Raw genomic sequence first — 21,469 nt, forward strand, 5'->3', positions numbered from 1 at the left:
TCAAAATTAAATCGCTAAATCTAAGGGTAAATCAGAAATATCTTTCAGGCGTTTTCCATCTACCATGGTATGAAATAAATCCAATGAATCTCCATAGCCTAGGTTTTGTAGTGCTTTTTCTAGTTCGTAGAGAGCAAAATGGTAAACGCAGTCAATTTCTCCGGTTCCCAGTGCAATGGAAGCAATTCGATTCGGCGTAGGCTCGCCAGTAACGACCACAACGTGCGGTAAACGACCTTTTCGATTACGAACAAGATTGAGTCCCTCAGAACGGGCATTCTGTGCACGGTCGCTTCGGATTGTCCATTTGCAGGAAATGCTTGCATGAAGCAATGGTAAATGATTTGATTTTCTTAAACTTGAAAGAGTCGAAATGAATTCATTTACAAGAAATTCGTTTTGATTGATTTTAGAATCCTCAATTAAATCTCTAGTTACGATAATGTCTGGTGTAATGGTGTAATCGCTGCCTAAAGCCGCTGCTAATTCGGGGTCATTTTCAGCGGCTCTAGCCAAGGCGACTAAATGAGCGTATTGCTGATAGTTGGCAATTTCTAAACGGTTACGGGAACCGATCTGTTTAACATTCCAGTCACCCGGGCGGATATGTTGAAGTTTGGAAAAAGCAATTTTGATAAATTGGCTGCAAATGGATTCAAAAGCATTGCCGGAAGTTTGTCCGGCCGCACGGTCTGTAATAATTTGTGCTTCTAGTTGTTCAGCAATTTTTTTGGCTATATTGCAGCTTCGTGCGTTGTTACCGTCTGCATTGCTGACTATTCCTTTGGAATTGGTTGTAAGAATACTATTGAGTAAATTTTGATGAAAAATTTTTCTTTCCAGCATAAAAATAGGATTCATTCATTGTTTTCCTTATTTAGTGCTTTAATAATTTGGCGACCAACAGCTTCTGCGACAGGAGGGGGGAAAGCATTACCGATTTGCCTATAAGCAGGTGTTTTTTTTCCAACAAAAATCCATTCATCAGGAAAACCTTGAATGCGTGCAGTCATTCTTGCTGTCAGGCGTGGCATACCGATAAAATCTTCTGGCGGAGCCTCGTCCCATAAGCCTGAACCATCAACACACAATTCTTTCCATGCGCGTTTAGAGCGTGTTGGTCCTAGGTCGGCACCGCCATGTTTTTTGGAACCACCTACTAATGTGGGTGCAACCTGATTGGCTTTTAAATGCCATTCATTGGCATTTTTCCAGCCTCTTTCTTGCATTAAATCAAGTAATAGTTCACCAACTGTTATGGGTGCAACAAGATTTGTTTCAGGCCAAGTGAAATAATTGGCATACTCAGGTAATAGAGCAACAAAAATGACACGAGGCCGAAGCTGAGATACGCCAAAATCAGCTGCATAAAGCAGTTTCCATTGCCCAATGTAACCCAATTGTGCGAATTGTTGAGTAATGTGGTTACGGTATTCCTCAAATTTTGGATCAAGTAAACCGCGTACATTTTCAAGCATAATTGCTTTAGGGTGGGTTTCTTTTGTTAGACGGATGGCCTCTGGAAATAAGTCGCGCTCATCATTTGCACCTAATTGTTTGCCTGCTTTCGAAAATGGAGGACATGGCACACCGCCAGCCAGTAAATCAATATCTCGGTATGGACTGCCATCGAATTGGCGGACATCGGCCTGAATAACATTCCAGTGTGGTCGGTTTGCCTTTAACGTGGCGCAAGCAGGAGATTCAATTTCTACTAAAGCTTTGTGTTCAAAGCCAGCTTTTTCCAGGCCTAAGGCTTGTCCGCCAGCTCCTGCGCAAATTTCTAATGATGTAAATTTCATAGAACAAATTTTACTTTTATTATTTAGATATTTCAGACGGCCTTTTTCAAAAAGGCCGTCTGAAAATCCTATTTATCCAACCCGTCCTGCACCATTTGCGCCGCGCGCAGGACGGCGCGGGCTTTGTTTTGTGTTTCCTGCCATTCGGCTTCGGGGTCGGAGTCGGCTACCACACCTGCGCCGCTTTGGACATACAGTGTGCCGTCTTTGATGACGGCGGTGCGGATGGCGATGGCCAAGTCCATATCGTTGTTGAATCCCCAAACGCCGACCGCGCCGCCGTAGATGCCGCGTTTGCAGGGTTCGACTTCTTCGATGATTTCCATGGCACGCACTTTGGGTGCGCCGGAGAGGGTGCCGGCGGGGAAAGTGGCGGCTAGAATATCCATGTTGGATATGCCGTTTTTCAGACGGCCTTCGACATGGGAAACGATGTGCATGACATGGGAATATTTTTCGATGACCATTTTGTCGGTGACTTTGACTTGGCCGGTTTGGCTGATGCGGCCGATGTCGTTCCGCCCCAAGTCGATGAGCATCACGTGTTCGGCGATTTCTTTGGCATCGGCGAGCAGGTCTTGTTCGTTGGCGGTATCTTCGGCCGGTGTTTTACCGCGCAGGCGGGTGCCGGCGATGGGGCGGACGATGACGTTGTCCTGTTCGCGGCGCACCAGAATTTCGGGAGAGGATCCGACGATGTGGAAGTCGCCGAAGTCGTAATAAAACAGATACGGCGAAGGGTTGAGCGTGCGCAGGGCGCGGTAGAGTGCGAGCGGGCTGTCGCGGTAGGGCAGGCTCATGCGCTGGCTCGCCACGACCTGCATACAGTCGCCGGCGAAGATGTAGTCTTTGATTTTTGCCACGCAGGATCGGAAGGCCTGTTCGCCGAATCCGCTGACGGCTTCGGTGCGGCTGCTGCCCAATGACAGCGGAATGGCGCAGTTTTGGCGCAGGCGGGTGCGTAAGTCTTCCAAACGCGCCCGTGCCGTTTCGTAGCTGTCGGGGTTTTCGGTGTCGGCATAGACAATCAGGTAAATTTTGCCGGACAGATTATCGACAACGGCCAATTCCTGCGAGAACATCAGCAGAATATCGGGGGTGTCCGGGCTGTTGTCTTTGGGCGGGTTTTTCAGGCGGTGGGCGAAATGCTCGAAGTGGCAGATGGTTTCGTAGCCGAAATAGCCGACCAGGCCGCCGGTAAAGCGCGGCAGGCCGGGAATGTCGGGGGTTTTGAAACGTTGGTGGAATGCTTCGATAAAAGGCAGCGGGTTGCCGTCGAACTGTTCGGCGATTTCGCCGTTCCGGTACACATCAACGTGGCGGCCGCATACTTTGAGATAGGTGGAGCAGGGCAGGCCGATAAAGGAGTAGCGTCCGAAACGCTCGCCGCCGACCACCGATTCGAGCAGGTAGCTGAACGGCCGGTTGGCCAGTTTGAGATAGAGCGAGAGCGGGGTATCCAAATCGGCCAGCAGTTCCTGTACCAGCGGAATGCGGTTGTAGCCGGCGGCGGCTTGGGACAAATATTCTTGTTTGCTGATCATGTCTCGGACGGTGTTCGATAGGGAAAAATGCCGATCAGTATAGCATTTTTCTGCCCGAAAGGCCGTCTGGAAAACCGGCAGGGCGGATTTCAGACGGCCTTTGGGACGGGGCTTATTCTTCGGGTGCTTCGCCGTCGGTATCGTCGATGATACCTTCGGTAATCTGCATGTTGGTACCGGCTGCCGCGCGGATTTTGGCATCGATTTCGGCGGCAACCTCGGGATTTTCTTTCAGCCAGATACGTACGTTGTCTTTGCCCTGTCCGATTTTGGCACCGTTGTAGCTGTACCATGCGCCGGATTTTTCGACGATGCCGTATTTCACGCCCCAGTCCACCAGTTCGCCTTCCCAGCTGATGCCTTCGCCGTAGAGAATGTCGAAATCGGCTTGACGGAAAGGGGGGGCGACTTTGTTTTTGATGACTTTGACTTTGGTTTCATTGCCGAGAATGTCGTCGCCTTTTTTGATTTGGCCGCCACGGCGGATATCGAGGCGCACGGAAGCATAGAATTTGAGTGCGTTGCCGCCGGTGGTGGTTTCGGGGTTGCCGAACATCACGCCGATTTTCATGCGGATTTGGTTGATAAACACCACCAGAGTGTTGGTTTTTTTGATGTGGCCGGTAAGTTTGCGCAGGGCCTGGCTCATCAGGCGGGCATGCAGGCCGACATGGCTGTCGCCCATTTCGCCTTCGATTTCGGCTTTGGGCACCAGCGCCGCCACAGAATCGACCACCACCATATCCAAGCCGCCGCTGCGCACCAGCGTGTCGCAGATTTCCAGAGCCTGCTCGCCGGTGTCCGGCTGTGAAAGGTAGAGTTCTTCGACTTTCACGCCGAGTTTGCGCGCATAAACGGGATCAAATGCGTGTTCGGCATCGATAAAGGCGCAGACGCCGCCGCTTTTCTGGCATTGGGCGATGGATTCCAGGCACAGGGTGGTTTTACCCGAAGATTCGGGGCCGAAGATTTCGACGATGCGGCCGCGCGGCAGACCGCCTACACCGAGTGCCAGATCCAGGCCGATGGAGCCGGTGGAGAATACTTCCAGATTTTCTTCCTGCTGGCTGCCGTCCATTTTCATGATGGAGCCTTTGCCGAAGTTTTTTTCAATCGCGGCCAAGGCCGCGGCCAAGGCTTTGTTTTTTTCTTCGGCCGTGCCGGGGAGGGTGAAGGTGTTTTTGTTTTTTTTGTCGTCAGCCATGATGCGTCTCGCCTGCTGTGTGAATGAATGGGTGGATTATCGCACAAGCTAAGAAAAAGTAAAGTTTAAAATAAGATTTTTCTAAGTTTAGTGCGCTTTTTTACGATTTTGTTGCAAGGAGGCCGTCTGAAAAGCGGTGTCATGCGTTTTCAGACGGCATTTTTTATGCGCGCAGGGTTTCTGCCCCGCCCAAGTAGGGACGCAGGGCGGCAGGAATGCGGATGCTGCCGTCTGCCTGCTGGTGGTTTTCCAATACGGCTACCAAAGTGCGGCCGACGGCCAGACCGGAGCCGTTGAGCGTGTGCAGCAGGCGGTTTCTGCCTTCGGCATCTTTGTAGCGCGCTTTCATGCGGCGGGCTTGGAAGTCTTCGCAGTTGGAGCAGCTGGAAATTTCGCGGTAGGCGTTTTGTGCGGGTATCCACACTTCCAAATCATAGGTTTTGGCCGCGCTGAATGACATGTCGCCGCTGCACAGCGCCATTACGCGGTAGGGCAGTTCGAGCAGTTGCAGGATTTTTTCGGCATGGCCGACCATTTCTTCCAGTGCGGCGTAGGAGGTTTCGGGGCGGACAATCTGCACCATTTCCACTTTGTCGAACTGGTGCTGGCGGATCAGGCCGCGTGTGTCCCTGCCGTGCGAGCCGGCTTCGGAGCGGAAGCAGGGCGAATGGGCGGTGAGTTTGACGGGCAGGGCATCTTCGGGCGTGATACTGTCGGCCACGGTGTTGGTGAGGGTGATTTCGGCGGTGGAAATCAGGTATTGGGTGGTTTTTTCTTCATCGCCGCCGCGGGTAACGTGGAACATATCGTCGGCGAATTTCGGCAGCTGGCCGGTGCCGGTGAGGGCGGTGCTGTTCACGATGTAGGGCGTGTAGCATTCGGTGTAGCCGTGCTGTTGGGTGTGGGTGTCGAGCATGAACTGTGCCAGTGCGCGGTGCAGGCGGGCGACGGGGCCGCGCATCAGGGAAAAGCGCGCGCCGGAGAGTTTGGCGGCGGTTTCAAAGTCCAAGCCCAGCGGTGCACCCAAATCGACATGGTCTTTGACGGGGAAGTCGAATGTGCGCGGCTCGCCGTGGCGGCGGATTTCGACATTGCTGTTTTCGTCGGCACCGGCCGGTACGCTTTCGTGCGGCAGATTGGGGATACCGGCCAGCCAGCCGTCCAGTTCGGCCTGAACGGCTTCCAAAGCGGCTGCCTGTTCTTCCAGAGCGGTTTTGATGCGGGCGACTTCGTCCATTGCGGCTTGGGCTTCGTCATGTCTGCCTTGGCTTTTGAGCGCGCCGATTTGTTTGGACAGCGTATTGCGGGCGGCCTGCATGTCTTCGGTCTGCATTTGGGCGGTTTTGCGGGCTTCTTCGAGGCGGGCGAAGCGTCCGCTGTCGAAAGTATAGCCGCGCGCGGCGAGTTTTTGCGCGACGGCGGCAGGGTCGTTGCGGAGCTGTTGGATGTCGAGCATAGCGGTTTCCCAAGTCAATCGATAGATGGCGGTATTCTAAACCATTTCGTCTTTATCCGAAACGGAAAAGGCCGTCTGAAAACGGCATTCTGCCTGTTTTCAGACGGCCTGGCGGGTGGGGTTTACATCAGGAAAACATAGGCCCAGAGGGCAACCAGAAGAATACTCAAAATATTGAGCAGCATACCCACGCGCATCATGTCGCGCTGTTTGACCAGCCCTGTACCGAACACAATGGCGTTGGGCGGGGTGGCAACCGGCAGCATAAAGGCACACGAAGCACCGATGCCGATAATCATCACCAGTACTTCTTTGGGCAGCCCCATTTGTGCGGCCACGCTGGCGAATACCGGTACCAGCAGCGCGGCGGAGGCGGTATTGCTGGTAAATTCGGTCAGGAAAATGATAAAGGCGGCCACGGCAAGCACGATCAGCAGCGGCGGCGTGGCAGCGAGTACCGCAGCCATTTCCTGACCCAGTGCGGCGGCGGCACCCGATTTGAGCAGAAGGTTGCTTAAAGCGATACCGCCGCCGAAGAGCATCAGTACGCCCCAGTCAGTATTGCGTGCCACTTCGCGCCAGCGCACTACGCCGAACACTACCACGGCTACGGCGGCGCACAGGGCGACAAAGGCATCGGGGCTGCCGATATTGAATTTTTCTTTCAATGTACTGCCCATAATCCACGCGGCGGCGGTGATGATGAAAATGATTAGGGTCAGTACGCGGTGCAGTGTCCAAGGAATATTTTCCGCCTGGATGGAAACACGCTGCGAGAAATTGGGACGCAGCAGCACATACAGCGAAAACACCATGAGCGGCAGCAGCAGGAGCATCATCGGCAGGCCGTATTTCATCCAGCCGGCAAAGTCCAGCTCCAAGGCTTTGGCGGCAATCGCATTGGGCGGCGAACCGACGATGGTGCCGAGACCGCCGATGCTGGCGCAGTAGGCGATGCCCAGCAGGACGAAGACGAAGGTGTTGCGGTCTTTTTCTTTATCCAAATGGCTCATCATACCCATGGCCAGCGGCAGCATCATGGCGGCGGTGGCGGTATTGCTGATCCACATCGATAAAAATGCGGTGGCGACAAACAGGAGCAGAACGGCCACCAGCGTATTGCCGCCGGAGAGCGAAATCAGCCAGACGGCGATTTTGCGGTCGAGGCTTTGGATATGCAGCGCGGTGGCCAGCGCGAAGCCGCCGAAGAATACATAAATAATCGGGTCGGCGAAGCTGGCCAGTGCCTGTTTGGTACCCATTTCCGGCACTTGGAACGCCACGGCCAGAATCGGTACCATCAGGGCGGTAATGGTAATGTGTACCGCTTCGGTAAACCACATAATCGCGACAAAGCCCAAAATGGCCAGGCCGACATTGACATTGTGTTCGTAAGGCAGAATGTAATAGAGCGCAAAGCCGACCAGGGCGGCAATGACGGCGATCAGCAGGCCGCGGAAGTCCGTTACCGGCGGCTGAGCGCTGAGCAGCTCGACATTGCCGGGCTGTTGCGGGGGGGGGGGGGGGTAATATTCATGGAAACAGGTTCTCCCAATGTCAGGTTTCTGTTAATGACAAGCATAAGAAAGCGCGGTTGTGTACCGTTACCTAACCGCTCTTAACGAAACATAGGGGAAATTTAATTTTTAGGCAAGCAGTTTGTGTGTGAAAAGCAGGGGGGGAGGCACACGGTACGGCGTGTTTCTTGCTATCATATGCGCCTGTTTTCAGAAGGCGGACAAAATGGATATTTTATTTATTGCCGACCCGATGGCCGGTTTCAAAACCTACAAAGATACGACGTTTGCCATGATGCGCGAAGCGGCGCGGCGCGGCTGGCGGCTGTTCCATACGCTTTCGGGCCAATTGTCGGTGGCGGGCGGCACGGTGTACGCGCAGGCGGCGCCGTTTGCCTTTCTCGGCGGACAGGCCGACGGCGGCGCATGGTTTCGCGCCGAAGCACCCGTGCCGCGCGCGTTGAATGGATTCGATGCGGTGGTGATGCGCACCGACCCGCCGTTCGATATGCAGTATCTGTATGCCACCCAGCTGTTGACGCTGGCGGAAGGTCAGGGCGCGAAGGTGTTCAACAGCGGGCAGGCGATGCGCGATTTCAACGAAAAACTGGCGATTTTGCAGTTTGCCGATTTCATTGCGCCGACCACGGTAACCACCCGTGCCTCTGATGTGCGCGCCTTTTTGGCCGAACACGGCGACATTATCGTCAAACCGCTGGACGGTATGGGCGGCATGGGCATTTTCCGCCTGCGCCGCGACGACCCGAATACCGGCAGCATTCTGGAAACCCTGATGCAGCTGGATACGCGCACCATTATGGCGCAGCGGTATCTGCCCGAAATCGTGCACGGTGACAAACGCGTGCTGGTGATCGGCGGGCAGGTGGTGCCGTATGCGCTGGCGCGGATTCCGCAGCAGGGCGAAACGCGCGGCAATCTGGCGGCGGGCGGGCGCGGCGTGGCGCAGGAGTTGTCGCCGCGCGACCGCGAAATCGCCGAATCGCTGGCACCCGGGCTGATGCGGCGCGGGATTCTGTTGGCGGGTTTGGACATTATCGGCGACTGCCTGACCGAAGTGAACGTAACCAGCCCCACCGGTTTTCAGGAAATTGCCGGACAGAAAGGCTTCGATACGGCAGCCTGCTTTATCGATGCGTTGGAAAAACAGTTATAGGCCGTCTGAAAACGGGCTGCCGATTGGAATATTGAATGTATGAATAAAAGAAGTTACGCGCAGAGAATGAAAGGCAAAACCGGCCTGCGCCGCATCATTCGCGCACTGCATTATTCGTGGGACGGGTTTCAGACGGCCTGTAAAGAACAGGGCTTCCGCCAACTGTTGTGGATACACGGCACGCTGTTACTGCTGCTGGTGCTGCTGCCGTTCGGCATACCGACCAAGATGGTGCTGCTGGCGGTATCGTTTGTTTCGCTGATTATCGAGTTGCTGAATACGGCGGTGGAGGCAGCAGTCGATCATACGTCCACCGCGCGCCATCCGCTGGCCAAACAGGCCAAAGACCTCGGGTCGGCCGCACAGATTTTGAGCCTGGTGATGCTGGTGGTGCTGTGGCTGATGGCTTTGTGGCGCGAATACGGCTGATGCGGGTTTGGGTTGGATCAAATTCCGCAGGTAAAAACCTTTGCAGCCGGAGCACAAGTGCTAAAATGGCACGGACAAACGAATTTTTTGACAACCCGACAGGAGGGGGAAAATGAAAAAAACAGGGCTTGCGCTGCTTTTGGCGGCAGTCTGCCAAGGCGTATTTGCCGCCGGTATCGAGGCAGACGATGTCTGGGCGCGTGCCACCGTTCAGGGCATGAGTATGGGCGGTGTGTTTATGAAGTTGGAAAACGACAGCGGGCGCGACGATGTTCTGCTGGGCGGCAGCACACCGCTGGCCGAGCGGGTGGAGGTGCACAACCATGTCAATGACAACGGTGTGATGCGTATGCGCCGCGTGGAAGGCGGCCTGCCGCTGAAAAACGGTGCCGGGGCGGTATTGAAGCCGGGCAGTTACCACATCATGCTGATGGGATTGAAACAGCCGCTGGATGCGGGGCAGAAGTTTCCGCTGACGCTGGAATTTCAAACTGCACAGCCTAAAACCGTAACCGTAACCGTGAAAGCCAATCATGAGGGTATGCCCGCCGGCCATCAGGGCGGCCATCAGGCAGGCAAGCATTGACCGGCATGGGAAACAGAACAACCGCCTTTGGGCGGTTTTTTTGCATGGAGGCCGTCTGAAAAGATTGTAGGCCGGATATTTGTATCCGACAGCTTGCGGGCAGGGAAGTATGAAAAATAGTCGGATACGGGTATCCGACCTACTCTTCTACTTGTATCCGACAGCGTTGAGGAAGTATGAAAATTGTCGGATGACCGGTATCCGGCCGATGGTTCAGATGCGAAAAACCGCCGGTTTGGCCGGCGGTTCGGGCAGCAGCGGGATTACAGCGTACGTGCCACTTCGACAATGTCGAAGCATTCGAGCTGGTCGCCTTCCATGATTTCGTTGTAGCCCTTAATCATCAGGCCGCACTCAAAGCCCATGCGCACTTCTTTGACATCGTCTTTGAAGCGTTTGAGCGAAGCGAGTTCGCCGGTATGGATGACGACATTGTTGCGGATCAGGCGGATATGGCTGTCGCGCTTGACGACACCGTCCGTTACCATACAGCCGGCAATATTGCCCACTTTGGAGACGCTGATGACCTGGCGGATTTCCACCGTGCCGGTAATCTGCTCTTTTTCTTCCGGTGCCAGCATGCCGCTCATGGCCGCTTTCACATCGTCGATGGCATCGTAGATGATATTGTAGTAGCGGATTTCCACATCTTCGGTTTCGGCCAGTTTGCGCGCGGAAGCATCGGCGCGCACATTGAAGCCGATGATGAACGCGCCCGAAGCAATCGCCAGATTGACATCGCTCTCGGTGATGCCGCCCACACCGCTGTGCAGCACATTGACTTTGATTTCGTCGGTGGACAGTTTTTGCAGGCTGCCTGCCAAGGCTTCGTACGAACCCTGTACGTCGGCTTTGATGATGACGGCCAGATTCTGTGCCTGTCCTTCGCCCATATTGCTGAACATATTCTCCAGCTTGGCGGCCTGCTGTTTGGCCAGACGCACATCGCGGAATTTGCCTTGGCGGAACAGGGCGATTTCGCGTGCTTTTTTCTCGTCGGCCAGTACCATCGCATCTTCGCCGGCGTTGGGTACGTCGGACAAGCCCAGGATTTCCACGGGGATGGACGGACCGGCTTCGTTAATCGGTTTGCCGTTTTCGTCCATCATGGCGCGTACTTTGCCGAACGCGGTACCGGCCAGCAGCATATCGCCTTTTTTCAGCGTGCCGCTCTGTACCAGCAGCGTGGCGACCGCACCGCGGCCTTTGTCCAGACGCGCTTCCACAATGATGCCTTTGGCAGGCGCATCGACGGGTGCGGTCAGCTCCAACACTTCCGCTTCCAGTAAGACGGCTTCGAGCAGTTTGTCGATGTTGGTACCCTGTTTGGCCGAAACGTCGATAAACTGGGTTTCGCCGCCCCAGTCGTCGGGAATCACTTCATGCTGGGTCAATTCTTGGCGGATACGCTCGGGGTTGGCCGAATCTTTGTCGATTTTGTTCACGGCCACGACAATCGGCACACCTGCCGCTTTGGCATGGGCAATCGCCTCGATGGTTTGCGGCATCACGCCGTCGTCGGCGGCTACCACCAGAATCACGATGTCGGTGGCTTTCGCACCGCGCGCGCGCATGGCGGTAAAGGCTTCGTGGCCCGGCGTATCGAGGAAGGTAACCACGCCTTTGGGGGTTTCCACATGGTAGGCACCGATATGCTGGGTAATGCCGCCTGCTTCGCCCTGTACCACTTTGGCGCGGCGGATATAGTCGAGCAGCGAGGTTTTACCGTGATCGACGTGGCCCATCACTGTTACCACCGGCGGACGGCTGAACTGTTCGGCATGGCTGATTTCGGCACCGTCCTCCAAGAAGGCTTCGGGATCGTCGGCCGCCGCCGGTTTGCCGATGTGGCCGAGTTCTTCCACCACAATCAGGGCGGTGTCTTGGTCGATGGACTGGTTGATGGTTACCATCATGCCCATTTTCATCAGGGCTTTGACGACTTCCACGCCTTTGACGGCCATTTTGTGTGCCAAATCGGCCACGGTGATGGTTTCGGGTACCAAGACTTCGTGCACCACCGGTTCGGTCGGTGCCTGGAAGGCGTGCTGGTTCGGTTCCAGTTTGAGTTTTTTGCCTTTTTTGCCGCCGCGCACACGGTCGTCGTCGCGGCCGCTGCGGGCATCTTTGCCGCCTTTGCCGCGTCCGCGTCCGCCGCGTGTGTCGGCATCGTCGCGGTTGTTGCGGCGGTCGTCTTTTTTGCGGCTGCCGCTGCTGGGGTTGGCACCGGTATTGGCGGCGGGGCGGGCGGCCGCTGCGGAAGAAAGCGGGGCTTTTTCGCTGGGTTTGGCCGAACGCGGTTCGGCTGTTTTGGCAGCGGCAGCGGCGCGGGCTTCTTCCTGTGCCTGCTTTTTGGCCGCTTCGCGGCGTGCCTGACGTTCCAGACGCTCCTGTTTTTCGCGCTGCAACTGTTCCTGCATGGCGCGCAGTTTGGCCGCGCGCTGTGCTTCTTCGTCGCGGGCGGCCTGTTCGGCGGCACTGACGACTTCTACCGGCTGCGGGGCAGGTGATTTTTTGTCGCGTCCTTTTTTGGCCGGTTTGGTTCCGGTTTCGAGCGCAGAGGCCGTCTGAATTTTGGTCTGTACCGCGTTTTGTCCGGTTTCGGCCGTTTGTCGGCGGGCGGCGGCTTCGGCGGCGGCCTTCGCTTCGGCTTCGGCACGTGCGGCGGCTTCCTGTTCGGCTGCTTTGGCTGCTTCGGCGGCGGCCCGGCGCGCGGCTTCTTCCGCCGCTTTGGCGGCCAGCTGCTCTTCTACCGGAGGCACGACGACGCGGCGGCTGCGGCGGGTTTCGACCGATACGCCGGCGACGGTGGATTTTTCGGCTTTTTTACGGGTCAGACTGATGGTGCCGCTGCCGCTTGCCTTACGCAGGTGGGCCAGCAGCATTTCTTTGTCGGCGGCCGTGATTTCGTCGCCGCCGCTGTTTTTCCTGACACCGGCATTGGCCAGCTGTTCCAGCAGGCGTTCGACGGAGAGCTGCCGTTCGGCGGCGTATTGTTCGACTGTACTGTTACTCATGTGTCCCCCTTAGTTTTCTTCCGCAAACCAGTGTGCGCGGGCGGCCAGTATCACTTGTTCGGCCTGTTTGGCCTCTACGCCGGTCAGTTCGATTAATTCGTCGACGGACAGTTCGGCCAGGTCGTCGCGCGTGATGATGCCTGCCTGTGCCAGATCGCGCAGCATATCCTGATCCACACCTTCGAGCGTACGCAGGTCTTCGGCTACGTTTTCCAGTTTTTCTTCTGATGTGATGGCCAAAGTGAGAATGGCATCGCGGGCACGGTTGCGCAGCAGTTCGACGGTGTCGTCGTCAAAACCGATTTCGGCCAATTCTTCCGCCGGTACATAGGCGATTTCTTCCAGTGAGGCAAAGCCTTCCTGCACCAGTACGCCGGCGGTTTCGTCGTCTACGTTCAGGTGTTCGGTAAACAGGCCGCGCAGGGCGGTATCTTCGGCCTCGTGGCGCTCCTGCGCTTCGGCAACGGTCATGATGTTGAGCTGCCAGCCGGTCAGGTCGGCGGCCAGCCGTACGTTTTGGCCGCCTTTGCCGATGGCCAGTGCCAGTTGGTCTTCGGCAACGATGACATCGACGGCGTGGTTGTCTTCGTCAATCACGATGCGGCTGACTTCGGCGGGCGACAGGGCGTTGATGACAAATTGGGCGGTTTCGGGCGACCACAGCACGACATCGATGCGTTCGCCGCCGATTTCGTTGGTTACGGCATTGACGCGGCTGCCGCGCACGCCGATACAGGTTCCCTGCGGATCGATGCGCGGGTCGTTGGCTTTGACGGCGATTTTGGCACGGTGGCCGGGATCGCGCGCCACTTCTTTGATTTCCAAAAGGCCGTCTGAAATCTCGGGCACTTCCTGCTCGAACAGTTTGGCCAGAAATTCGCGCGAGGTGCGGCTCAGAATGACTTGTTTGCGGCCGGAGTTGCCGATTTCGTCCACGCGCAGGAAGAGGGCGCGGACGCGGTCGCCGTTGCGGAAGTTTTCGCGCGCAATGGACTGGTCGCGCGGAATCAGGGCATCGAGTTTGCCCAGTTCGACAATGATACCGTGGCGTTCGACGCGTTTGACCGTACCCATCACGATGTCTTCGCGCCGTTCGAGGAATTCGTTGAGGATTTTTTCGCGTTCGGCATCGCGGATGCGTTGGAGAATGATTTGTTTGGCCGTTTGTGCGGCTTGGCGGCCGAAGCCTTCGTTTTCCAGCTGTTCTTCGTAATATTCGCCGATCTGAATGGCCGTGCCGGGAATTTCTTCCTGAATTTCTTCGATGGTTTTTTCGACGTCGGGGTAGGTGTAGTCTTCGTCGGCAACAATCAGCCAGCGGCGGAAGGTGCGGTATTCGCCGGTGTGGCGGTCGATTTCGACGCGCACGTCCATATGTTCGCGGTCGGCTTTTTTCTTGGCCGCAGTAGACAGGGCGAATTCCAATGCGTCAAACACGACATCGGCATCTACGTTTTTTTCGCTGGCCAAGGCTTCGGCCAGCTGCAGCATTTCGCGACTCATGGTCTGTTCTCCTTCATGGAAAAGGTATCTGGATTTAGAATTTAAATTCGGGTTTCAGGCGTGCTTTGTCGATGTTGGACAATTCGATTTCGACGGTTTTGCCGTCGAACGACAGGCGCACGGTGTCGTTTTCGCAGCCTTCGATGCGGCCGATAAAGTTTTTCTGCCCGTCTACCGGCAGGCGGGTTTTGATTTTGGCCTCGCTGCCGCCGAAACGGACGAAATCCGCTGCTTTTTTCAGCGGACGGTCCAGGCCGGGGCTGGAAATTTCGAGGTTTTTATAGTCGATGTCTTCCACCATAAACAGGCGGCTCAAATGGTTGCTGACGTTGGCGCAGTCTTCGACGGTGATGCCGCCCTCTTTGTCGATAAAGACGCGCAGCGTACCTTGGGCGGTCAGTTCGTGATCGACCAGTTCGTAGCCCAAACCCGGCAGGGTTTTTTCTAAAAGGTTTTGGATATCCAAGAATGACTCCGTGAAAAACAAAAAAATGGCCCGGTGGCCATTTCTCATGAAACTGAAAAATTGGCCGCATTATAGCGCGGGTGAGAAAAAAAGAAAAGTGTTGTTTTTCCGCAGTTTTATCCGGTACGGAAAATCGGGGTGCGGGTGTTTTCAGACGGCCTTTCCGGCCGGGCCCGGGGCCGTCTGAAAGCGGCGGTTGCGGATATAGTGCCGCAGTGCAACGGTATGCGGGTTTTCCGTCTTGCCCGTGGTGCGGCATCGGGGATAGAATCGGCGGCACGATTGGCGGTTTGCCGCGTTAAATAAAGAAAGATGCCTGATGACAGCTCCGATTTACAATTTTTCCGCCGGGCCGGCCGTGCTGCCCGAGAGTGTGCTGCGCACCGCGCAAAGCGAGATGTTCGATTATAACGGTACGGGTTTTTCGGTGATGACGATGAGCCACCGTTCGGACGTGTTTGCCAGTATTCTGTATCATGCCGAGCAGGATCTGCGTCAGCTGATGGGGATTCCCGACAATTATAAGGTATTGTTTTTGCAGGGCGGGGCGTCGGCGCAGTTTAATCAGGTGGTGATGAATTTTGCCGGCGGGTTCAGGCGGGTGGATTCGGTGGTAACAGGCAATTGGTCGAAAATCGCCCACAGTCAGATGGGAAAATTGTCCGACTGCACCATTCATCTGGCGGCCGACGGCGGGCGCGATTACGCTTATACCGACCTGCCTCCGGTGGAATCTTGGGACATCGGCCGCGATTCGGCTTTTGTGCATTTTGTGATTAACGAAACGGTGCACGGCCTGCAATACGGCGAAGTACCGAAGCTGGGGGCGGATATGCCGCCGCTGGTGTGCGATATGTCGTCTGAAATTCTGTCGCGGCGCATCAATGTGGCCGATTTCGGCGTGATTTATGCGGGTGCGCAGAAAAATATCGGCCCTTCGGGCGCAACGATTGTGATTATCCGCGAGGATTTGCTCGACCGCTGTTCCGACCGTATTCCCGATGTGTGGAACTACCGTTCGCATGTTCAGAAGCAGGGTATGTACAATACGCCGGCCACTTATCCGATTTATATTGCGGGGCTGGTGTTCCGTTGGTTGCAGTCGCAGGGCGGGGTGCGCCAGATGGAAACCGTCAATACGCTGAAAGCGAAAACGCTTTATGAGGCCATCGATTCGAGCGGCGGGTTTTACCGCAATCCCGTCCATCCGGACGCGCGCTCAAAAATGAATGTGATTTTTTCCACCGGTAACGCGGATTTGGACGAGCGGTTTGCCCAGGAATCGACCACGCGCGGCTTGCAGCTTTTGCGTGGTTATAAATCGCTGGGCGGTATGCGCGCCAGTATTTACAACGCGATGCCGCTTCAAGGTGTGGAAGCACTGATTGATTTTATGGCCGAGTTCCAGCGGCGTTACGGCTGAGCGGCAGTGTGAAAAAATCCTTATCCGCCGCCATCGGATAAGGATTTTTTGTTTTCAGACGGCCTATTTCCTATTTTAGGAATGGGCGGCGGCTGTTGCGCGGTTGGTGTCGATAAATTTCTGTTGTGCGGCGCGGGCGCGGCCGCTGTCCAGCGCGTCGGCCGCCAGCTGCACGCCGTGTGCCAAATCGACGGCCACATTGCCCGCATAAAGGGCGGCGGCGGCGTTGAGCAGCACGATGTCGCGAGCCGCGCCGGTTTCGCCGGCCAGAACGCGGTTCATCATATCCAGCGATGCCCGGCCGTTTTCGACTTTAATCGCGTTTAAATCGGGATAAACCGGCAGGCCGAAATCGGCGGGGGAAATATCGTATTCGCGTATCGTGCCGTTTTTCAGTTCGGCGATGCGGCTGTTGCCGGTCACGGTGATTTCGTCCAAGCCGTCGCTGCCGTGCACCACCAGCGCGTGATGCGAACCCAGTTGTTGGAGGACGCGGCACAAGATGCCGCACAAATCGATGTGGAATACGCCGAGAAGCTGGTTGGGCGCACCGGCGGGGTTGGTCAGCGGGCCGAGAATATTGAAAATGCTGCGGAAACCGAGCGAACGGCGCACGGGGGCGACGTGGCGCATGGCGCTGTGATGGTTGGGGGCAAACATAAAGCCGATGCCGCAATCGTCAATGCTGCGGGCAATCTGTTCGGGCGTGCGGTTTAAATCCGCGCCCATCGCTTCAATCACATCGGCCGCGCCGCTGGACGAAGAAACCGAACGCCCGCCGTGTTTGGCGACTTTGGCTCCGGCGGCCGCCGCGACAAACATCACGGTGGTGGAAATATTGAAGGTGCGCGCCCCGTCGCCGCCCGTGCCGACAATGTCCACCAGATTGGCGGTGTCGGCTGCCGGCACCGGTGCGGCAAATTCGCGCATCACGGCGGCGGCGGCGGCGATTTCCGATACGGTTTCCACTTTGATGCGCAGGCCGGTGAGAATGGCGGCAATCTGCTCGGGCGGGACTTCGCCGCGCATGATTTGGCGCATCAGGTCGGTCATTTCGTCGTGGAACAGTTCGTTGTTGTCGATCAGGCGGGCGATGGCCTGTTGCGGCGTAATCATGGGTTTCCTTAATTAAAATTAATCGGTTTTCAGACGGCCTCGGCAACGGCTGTTTATGCCGTCTGAAAAGCGGCAAATTCCTGCAAAAAGTTGTCCAGCATATCGTGGCCGTGTTCGGTGAGCAGGGCTTCGGGGTGGAACTGTACACCTTCGACAGGCAGGGTTTTGTGGCGCACGCCCATGATTTCGCCGTCTTCCGTCCATGCAGTGATGTCGAGGCAGTCGGGCAGGGTGGCGCGTTCGATGACGAGGCTGTGGTAGCGCGTGCAGGTAACGGGGTCGGGCAGGTGGCGGAACATGCCTGTGCCGTGGTGGAAAACGGGCGAAACTTTGCCGTGCATCAGGGTTTGTGCGCGGACAATCCGGCCGCCGAAGGCTTCGCCTATGGTTTGATGGCCGAGGCATACGCCTAAAATCGGCAGTTTACCCGCGAAATGGCGCATGGCGGACACGGAAATCCCCGCCTCTTTCGGCGAGCAGGGGCCGGGGCCGATAACCAGATATTGCGGTTTGAGTGCGGCAATTTCGTCTAAGGTAATGTCGTCGTTGCGCCGCACCTGTACTTCCTGACCGAGTTCGGCGAAATATTGGACGATGTTGTAGGTGAAGCTGTCGTAGTTGTCGATAAAAAGCAGCATGGTGTGAACGTATTCGGGTTGGCAGGGGCGGCCGTGATGCCGCGAAGGCAGAAAGCATATACGCGGGTGCGGCCGGTTCGGCATCATGGCATAAATCCTTTTTTTCTGCCAGTCTGCCGCAGCGGCCGTTTTCAGACGGCCTGCGGTTCGGGCGGGTGGGGGATGCGGACGGGCGGCATGGCGGTCGGGCAGATGTTGCCGAATTTGAAAGTTGTGGGTGTCGGGCGTAATAAAACCGCCGCATGGGCGGCGGTCCGGCAGGCTGTTTTCAGACGGCCTTGCGGGTCAGTCTTTCTTAAAGTGGCGGCGGCGTTCCTGCTCGCTCAGGTGGCGTTTGCGCAGGCGGATAGACTGCGGTGTGATTTCCACCAGTTCGTCGTCGTCGATAAACTCCACCGCACTTTCCAGTGTCAGTTTAATCGGCGTGGTCAGGCGCACGGCTTCGTCGGTGCCGCTGGCGCGCACGTTGGTCAGTTTTTTGCCTTTCAGGGGGTTGACGACCAAATCGTTGTCGCGGCTGTGGATGCCGATAATCATGCCTTCGTAGATTTTCTCGCCGGGCGAGACAAACATACGGCCGCGGTCTTCCAGATTCCACAGTGCATAGGCCACCGCTTCGCCCTGTTCCTGAGAAATCAGTACGCCGTTGTGGCGGCCGGGCATATCGGGTTTTACGGGCGCGTAGTCGTCGAACACGTGGCTCATCAGGCCGGTGCCGCGCGTCATGGTCATAAATTCGCCCTGGAAACCGATCAGGCCGCGCGCGGGGATATGGTATTCGAGGCGGGTGCGGCCGTTGCCGTCGCTTTCCATATTGGTCAGCTCGCCGCGGCGGCGGCCGAGTTCTTCCATCACCGCGCCCTGGTTGTCGTCGGGTACGTCGACGGTCAGGTTTTCATACGGTTCGCATTTTTGGCCGCCGATGTCGCGGTATACCACACGCGGTTTGCCGACCGCCAGTTCGAAGCCTTCGCGGCGCATATTTTCCAGCAGAATCGTCAGATGCAGCTCGCCGCGGCCGGAAACGCGGAAAATATCCGCGTCGTCGGTGTCTTCCACGCGCAGGGCGACGTTGGTCAGCAGTTCTTTGTTCAGGCGGTCGCGGATCTGGCGCGAGGTAACGAATTTGCCTTCCGTGCCGGCCAGCGGGCTGGTGTTGACCATAAAGTCCATCGTCAGCGTGGGTTCGTCCACGCTCAGCATGGGCAGGCCGACGGGGTTTTCTTTGTCGGCGATGGTCACGCCGATGCCGATGTCTTCAATGCCGGAAATAATCACGATGTCGCCCGCTTCGGCTTCCTCCTGTGGTACGCGATCCAAGCCTTTGAAGCCCAAAAGCTGGTTGATGCGGCCTTGGGCAACCTGTTTGTCGTGGTTCATCACGGCAACGGTTTGGCCGGGTTTGATGCGGCCGTTAAGAATACGGCCGATGCCTAAGCGGCCGGTGTAGTTGTCGTAGTCCAATTGTGAAATTTGCAGTTGCAGGGGTGCATCGGCATTGCCGCTGGGGGCGGGCGTGTGTTTCAGAATGGTTTCAAACAGCACGCGCATATCGGTTTCTTCGCCGTCCTCTTCCAGGCGGGCAAAGCCGCTCAAACCCGAAGCGTATACAATCGGGAAATCCAGCTGCTCGTCGGTGGCGCCCAGCGCGTCGAACAGTTCGAAAGTTTGGTCGATGACCCAGCTCGGACGGGCGGAAGGTTTGTCGATTTTGTTAATCACTACAATGGGTTTCAAACCCAGTGCCAACGCTTTTTTGGTGACGAAGCGGGTTTGCGGCATCGGGCCTTCCTGTGCATCCACCAGCAGCACCACGCAATCGACCATGCCCAATACGCGTTCGACTTCGCCTCCGAAGTCGGCATGTCCGGGGGTGTCGACGATGTTGATGTGGAAGCCTTCGTATTCGATGGCGGTGTTTTTGGCCAGAATGGTAATGCCGCGCTCTTTTTCCAAATCGTTGCTGTCCATCACGCGCTCGTCAACCTGCTGGTTTTCGCGGAATGTACCGCTCTGGCGAAGGAGTTGGTCTACCAGAGTGGTTTTGCCGTGGTCGACGTGGGCGATGATGGCGATGTTGCGGATTGCTTTCATGAGAAAAATCTTGTGTTTGTAGTCAGTCAAAACGGGCAATTATAACATGGTGTGCGGAAAAATCCTGCGTCTTCGGCGGTAGGAAGACACGGGTTTGCAGAACAGTTTAAGTATTTGATCGGTTTTGCAAAAGATAATGGCTTGTATTTGGTTTCCGGTTGCGGCAGGCCGTCTGAAAACAGGCGGGTTAAAGGTTAAAGTGTGTAAATTAATTTTGCCGCTGCAAGCGTTTATCAGTTCTTTTTTGATTTGTTTTTGTTTTGCGACAAGGAGATAGCTTTCGGTTTGGATGGTCGGGCGGTGTTTTACTTGTGAGAACTATTTGTATTTTAAATAGAAAATTTGAAATAACCGTTTTTTTTTGAAAGAATGGCGCCGTTGCCGGTGAGCGGGTATGCCGAAGCCGGAGATTGTTCAGAAAGGAAATGAAATGCAAGGCGATAAAGCGGTGATTGATTATATGAATGAGTTGCTGGCGGGCGAACTGGCTGCACGCGACCAGTATTTTATCCATTCGCGTATGTATGCCGAATGGGGCTACAACAAGCTGTTTGCGCGTATCGGTCACGAAATGGAAGATGAAACCGGTCATGCCGAAGTGTTTATCCGCCGTATCCTGATGCTGGGCGGTACGCCGAATATGGTGCCGGCCAAAATGAATATCGGCACCGATGTGGTGTCCATGCTCAAAGCCGATTTGAATACGGAATTGGAAGTGCAGGCCGCGCTGAAAAAAGGTATCAGGCTGTGTGAAGAGAAACAGGATTACGTTACCCGCGATCTGATGGTGGCGCAGCTGAAAGATACCGAAGAGGATCACGCGCACTGGCTGGAACAGCAATTACGCCTGATTGATTTGGTGGGCATTCAAAATTATCTGCAAAGCCAGCTGTAAGCAGGCCGTCTGAAAAGGAGTATATGATGCAGGGCGACCGTTCGGTAATCCGCAGCCTGAATAAAAATCTGGGGCTGCTGCTGATTACCATCAACCAATATTTTCTTCATGCGCGCATTCTGAAAAACTGGGGTTTTGAAGAATTGGGCGAACATTTCTACAAGCAGTCGATTGTCGAGATGAAGTCGGCCGATGCGCTGATCGAGCGGATTCTGCTGCTGGAAGGTCTGCCGAATCTTCAAGAGCTGGGCAAGCTGCTCATCGGCGAGCGTGTGGAAGAGATTGTTCGGTGCGATTTGAGCAAAGAGCAGGAAAAACATGCCGCGCTGGTTGAAGCGATTCAGGTGTGCGAAGCGCAGCAGGATTATGTTTCGCGTCAATTGCTGGAAAAACAGAAAGATATTAACGAAGAGCATATCGACTGGCTGGAAACCCAGCAGGAGATGGTGGCCAATCTGGGTTTGATGAATTATCTGCAAACGGCGGCCCAGGAAGACTGATGCCGTCTGAAAGGCGGAACAACGGGCGGTCTGCATCGGCAGGCCGCTTTTTTGTGCTTGTGGGCGGAATATTTATTCAGCATAATTTGTCCGTAAATTTTTGGC

General features: G+C 55.8%; 18 protein-coding genes. 6 read left to right on the forward strand and 12 right to left on the reverse strand.

Going from position 1 to position 21,469, the window contains the following annotated elements; all coding sequences use genetic code 11:
- Positions 1 to 6: 6 nt before the first annotated feature.
- The 6 genes from ORY85_RS00690 to ORY85_RS00715 all read right to left on the reverse strand — a co-directional run bounded on the left by ORY85_RS00690 (position 7) and on the right by ORY85_RS00715 (position 7,562).
- Entirely contained in the window at positions 7 to 861 is an 855-nt protein-coding gene (locus ORY85_RS00690) for an NgoMIV family type II restriction endonuclease (RefSeq protein WP_274570615.1), read from the reverse strand.
- The gene (locus ORY85_RS00695) at positions 858 to 1,802 is read right to left on the reverse strand and encodes a DNA cytosine methyltransferase (RefSeq protein WP_274570614.1); all 945 of its coding nucleotides are present in this window, start codon (positions 1,800 to 1,802) and stop codon (positions 858 to 860) included. The genes ORY85_RS00690 and ORY85_RS00695 overlap by 4 nt, the downstream gene beginning before the upstream one ends.
- Before the next feature lie 68 nt (positions 1,803 to 1,870).
- On the reverse strand, positions 1,871 to 3,346 hold the full coding sequence (gene trpE / locus ORY85_RS00700; protein WP_274570613.1) for an anthranilate synthase component I: 1,476 nt from the start codon (positions 3,344 to 3,346) through the stop codon (positions 1,871 to 1,873).
- 112 nt (positions 3,347 to 3,458) lie between these two features.
- Positions 3,459 to 4,550 carry a recombinase RecA gene (gene recA, locus ORY85_RS00705; protein ID WP_274570612.1) on the reverse strand — a complete coding sequence of 364 codons (1,092 nt, stop codon included), beginning with the start codon at positions 4,548 to 4,550 and terminating at the stop codon, positions 3,459 to 3,461.
- A 163-nt stretch (positions 4,551 to 4,713) separates the two neighbouring features.
- Entirely contained in the window at positions 4,714 to 6,006 is a 1,293-nt protein-coding gene (gene serS / locus ORY85_RS00710; protein WP_274570611.1) for a serine--tRNA ligase, read from the reverse strand.
- Between the two features lie 122 nt (positions 6,007 to 6,128).
- Positions 6,129 to 7,562, reverse strand: a complete 1,434-nt coding sequence (locus tag ORY85_RS00715; RefSeq protein ID WP_338578496.1) for a DASS family sodium-coupled anion symporter — start codon at positions 7,560 to 7,562, stop codon at positions 6,129 to 6,131.
- 187 nt (positions 7,563 to 7,749) lie between these two features.
- Here ORY85_RS00715 and gshB point away from each other — a divergent pair, with 187 nt between their 5' ends.
- From gshB to ORY85_RS00730, 3 genes are all read left to right on the forward strand, one after another.
- The gene (gene gshB, locus ORY85_RS00720; protein WP_274570609.1) at positions 7,750 to 8,697 is read left to right on the forward strand and encodes a glutathione synthase; all 948 of its coding nucleotides are present in this window, start codon (positions 7,750 to 7,752) and stop codon (positions 8,695 to 8,697) included.
- A 39-nt stretch (positions 8,698 to 8,736) separates the two neighbouring features.
- Positions 8,737 to 9,126, forward strand: coding sequence for a diacylglycerol kinase (locus ORY85_RS00725; RefSeq protein ID WP_274570608.1), 390 nt, complete (start codon positions 8,737 to 8,739; stop codon positions 9,124 to 9,126).
- 112 nt (positions 9,127 to 9,238) lie between these two features.
- On the forward strand, positions 9,239 to 9,712 hold the full coding sequence (locus ORY85_RS00730) for a copper chaperone PCu(A)C (RefSeq protein WP_274570607.1): 474 nt from the start codon (positions 9,239 to 9,241) through the stop codon (positions 9,710 to 9,712).
- Between the two features lie 263 nt (positions 9,713 to 9,975).
- On the opposite strand, the gene infB is transcribed toward ORY85_RS00730, so the two are convergent.
- The 3 genes from infB to rimP are packed head-to-tail and all read right to left on the reverse strand — an operon-like array spanning position 9,976 to position 14,698.
- Positions 9,976 to 12,729, reverse strand: coding sequence for a translation initiation factor IF-2 (gene infB, locus ORY85_RS00735; RefSeq protein WP_274570606.1), 2,754 nt, complete (start codon positions 12,727 to 12,729; stop codon positions 9,976 to 9,978).
- Between the two features lie 9 nt (positions 12,730 to 12,738).
- The gene (gene nusA, locus ORY85_RS00740; protein ID WP_274570605.1) at positions 12,739 to 14,232 is read right to left on the reverse strand and encodes a transcription termination factor NusA; all 1,494 of its coding nucleotides are present in this window, start codon (positions 14,230 to 14,232) and stop codon (positions 12,739 to 12,741) included.
- A 34-nt stretch (positions 14,233 to 14,266) separates the two neighbouring features.
- Positions 14,267 to 14,698, reverse strand: coding sequence for a ribosome maturation factor RimP (rimP, locus tag ORY85_RS00745; protein WP_274570604.1), 432 nt, complete (start codon positions 14,696 to 14,698; stop codon positions 14,267 to 14,269).
- A gap of 319 nt (positions 14,699 to 15,017) precedes the next feature.
- Between rimP and serC the strand changes: the two genes are divergently transcribed.
- Complete coding sequence (serC, locus tag ORY85_RS00750; RefSeq protein WP_405030332.1) at positions 15,018 to 16,121, forward strand: 3-phosphoserine/phosphohydroxythreonine transaminase; 1,104 nt, start codon at positions 15,018 to 15,020, stop codon at positions 16,119 to 16,121.
- 75 nt (positions 16,122 to 16,196) lie between these two features.
- Here the strand turns inward: serC and trpD are convergent, their stop codons facing one another.
- The 3 genes from trpD to typA all read right to left on the reverse strand — a co-directional run bounded on the left by trpD (position 16,197) and on the right by typA (position 19,969).
- The gene (gene trpD / locus ORY85_RS00755; protein WP_274570603.1) at positions 16,197 to 17,237 is read right to left on the reverse strand and encodes an anthranilate phosphoribosyltransferase; all 1,041 of its coding nucleotides are present in this window, start codon (positions 17,235 to 17,237) and stop codon (positions 16,197 to 16,199) included.
- A 53-nt stretch (positions 17,238 to 17,290) separates the two neighbouring features.
- Positions 17,291 to 17,875: an aminodeoxychorismate/anthranilate synthase component II gene (locus tag ORY85_RS00760; protein WP_274570986.1), complete on the reverse strand. Its 585-nt coding sequence runs from the start codon at positions 17,873 to 17,875 to the stop codon at positions 17,291 to 17,293.
- 285 nt (positions 17,876 to 18,160) lie between these two features.
- On the reverse strand, positions 18,161 to 19,969 hold the full coding sequence (typA, locus tag ORY85_RS00765) for a translational GTPase TypA (protein WP_274572143.1): 1,809 nt from the start codon (positions 19,967 to 19,969) through the stop codon (positions 18,161 to 18,163).
- Positions 19,970 to 20,399: 430 nt separating this feature from the next.
- On the opposite strand from typA, the gene bfr (ORY85_RS00770) reads away from it, so the two are divergent.
- Both bfr (ORY85_RS00770) and bfr (ORY85_RS00775) read left to right on the forward strand, forming a co-directional pair.
- On the forward strand, positions 20,400 to 20,864 hold the full coding sequence (gene bfr, locus ORY85_RS00770) for a bacterioferritin (RefSeq protein WP_274572144.1): 465 nt from the start codon (positions 20,400 to 20,402) through the stop codon (positions 20,862 to 20,864).
- 26 nt (positions 20,865 to 20,890) lie between these two features.
- Positions 20,891 to 21,364, forward strand: a complete 474-nt coding sequence (bfr, locus tag ORY85_RS00775; RefSeq protein WP_274572233.1) for a bacterioferritin — start codon at positions 20,891 to 20,893, stop codon at positions 21,362 to 21,364.
- The last annotated feature ends 105 nt before the right edge of the window (positions 21,365 to 21,469 follow it).

Origin of the sequence: Neisseria leonii (genome assembly GCF_028776105.2) — a bacterium.
Classification (GTDB): domain Bacteria; phylum Pseudomonadota; class Gammaproteobacteria; order Burkholderiales; family Neisseriaceae; genus Neisseria; species Neisseria leonii.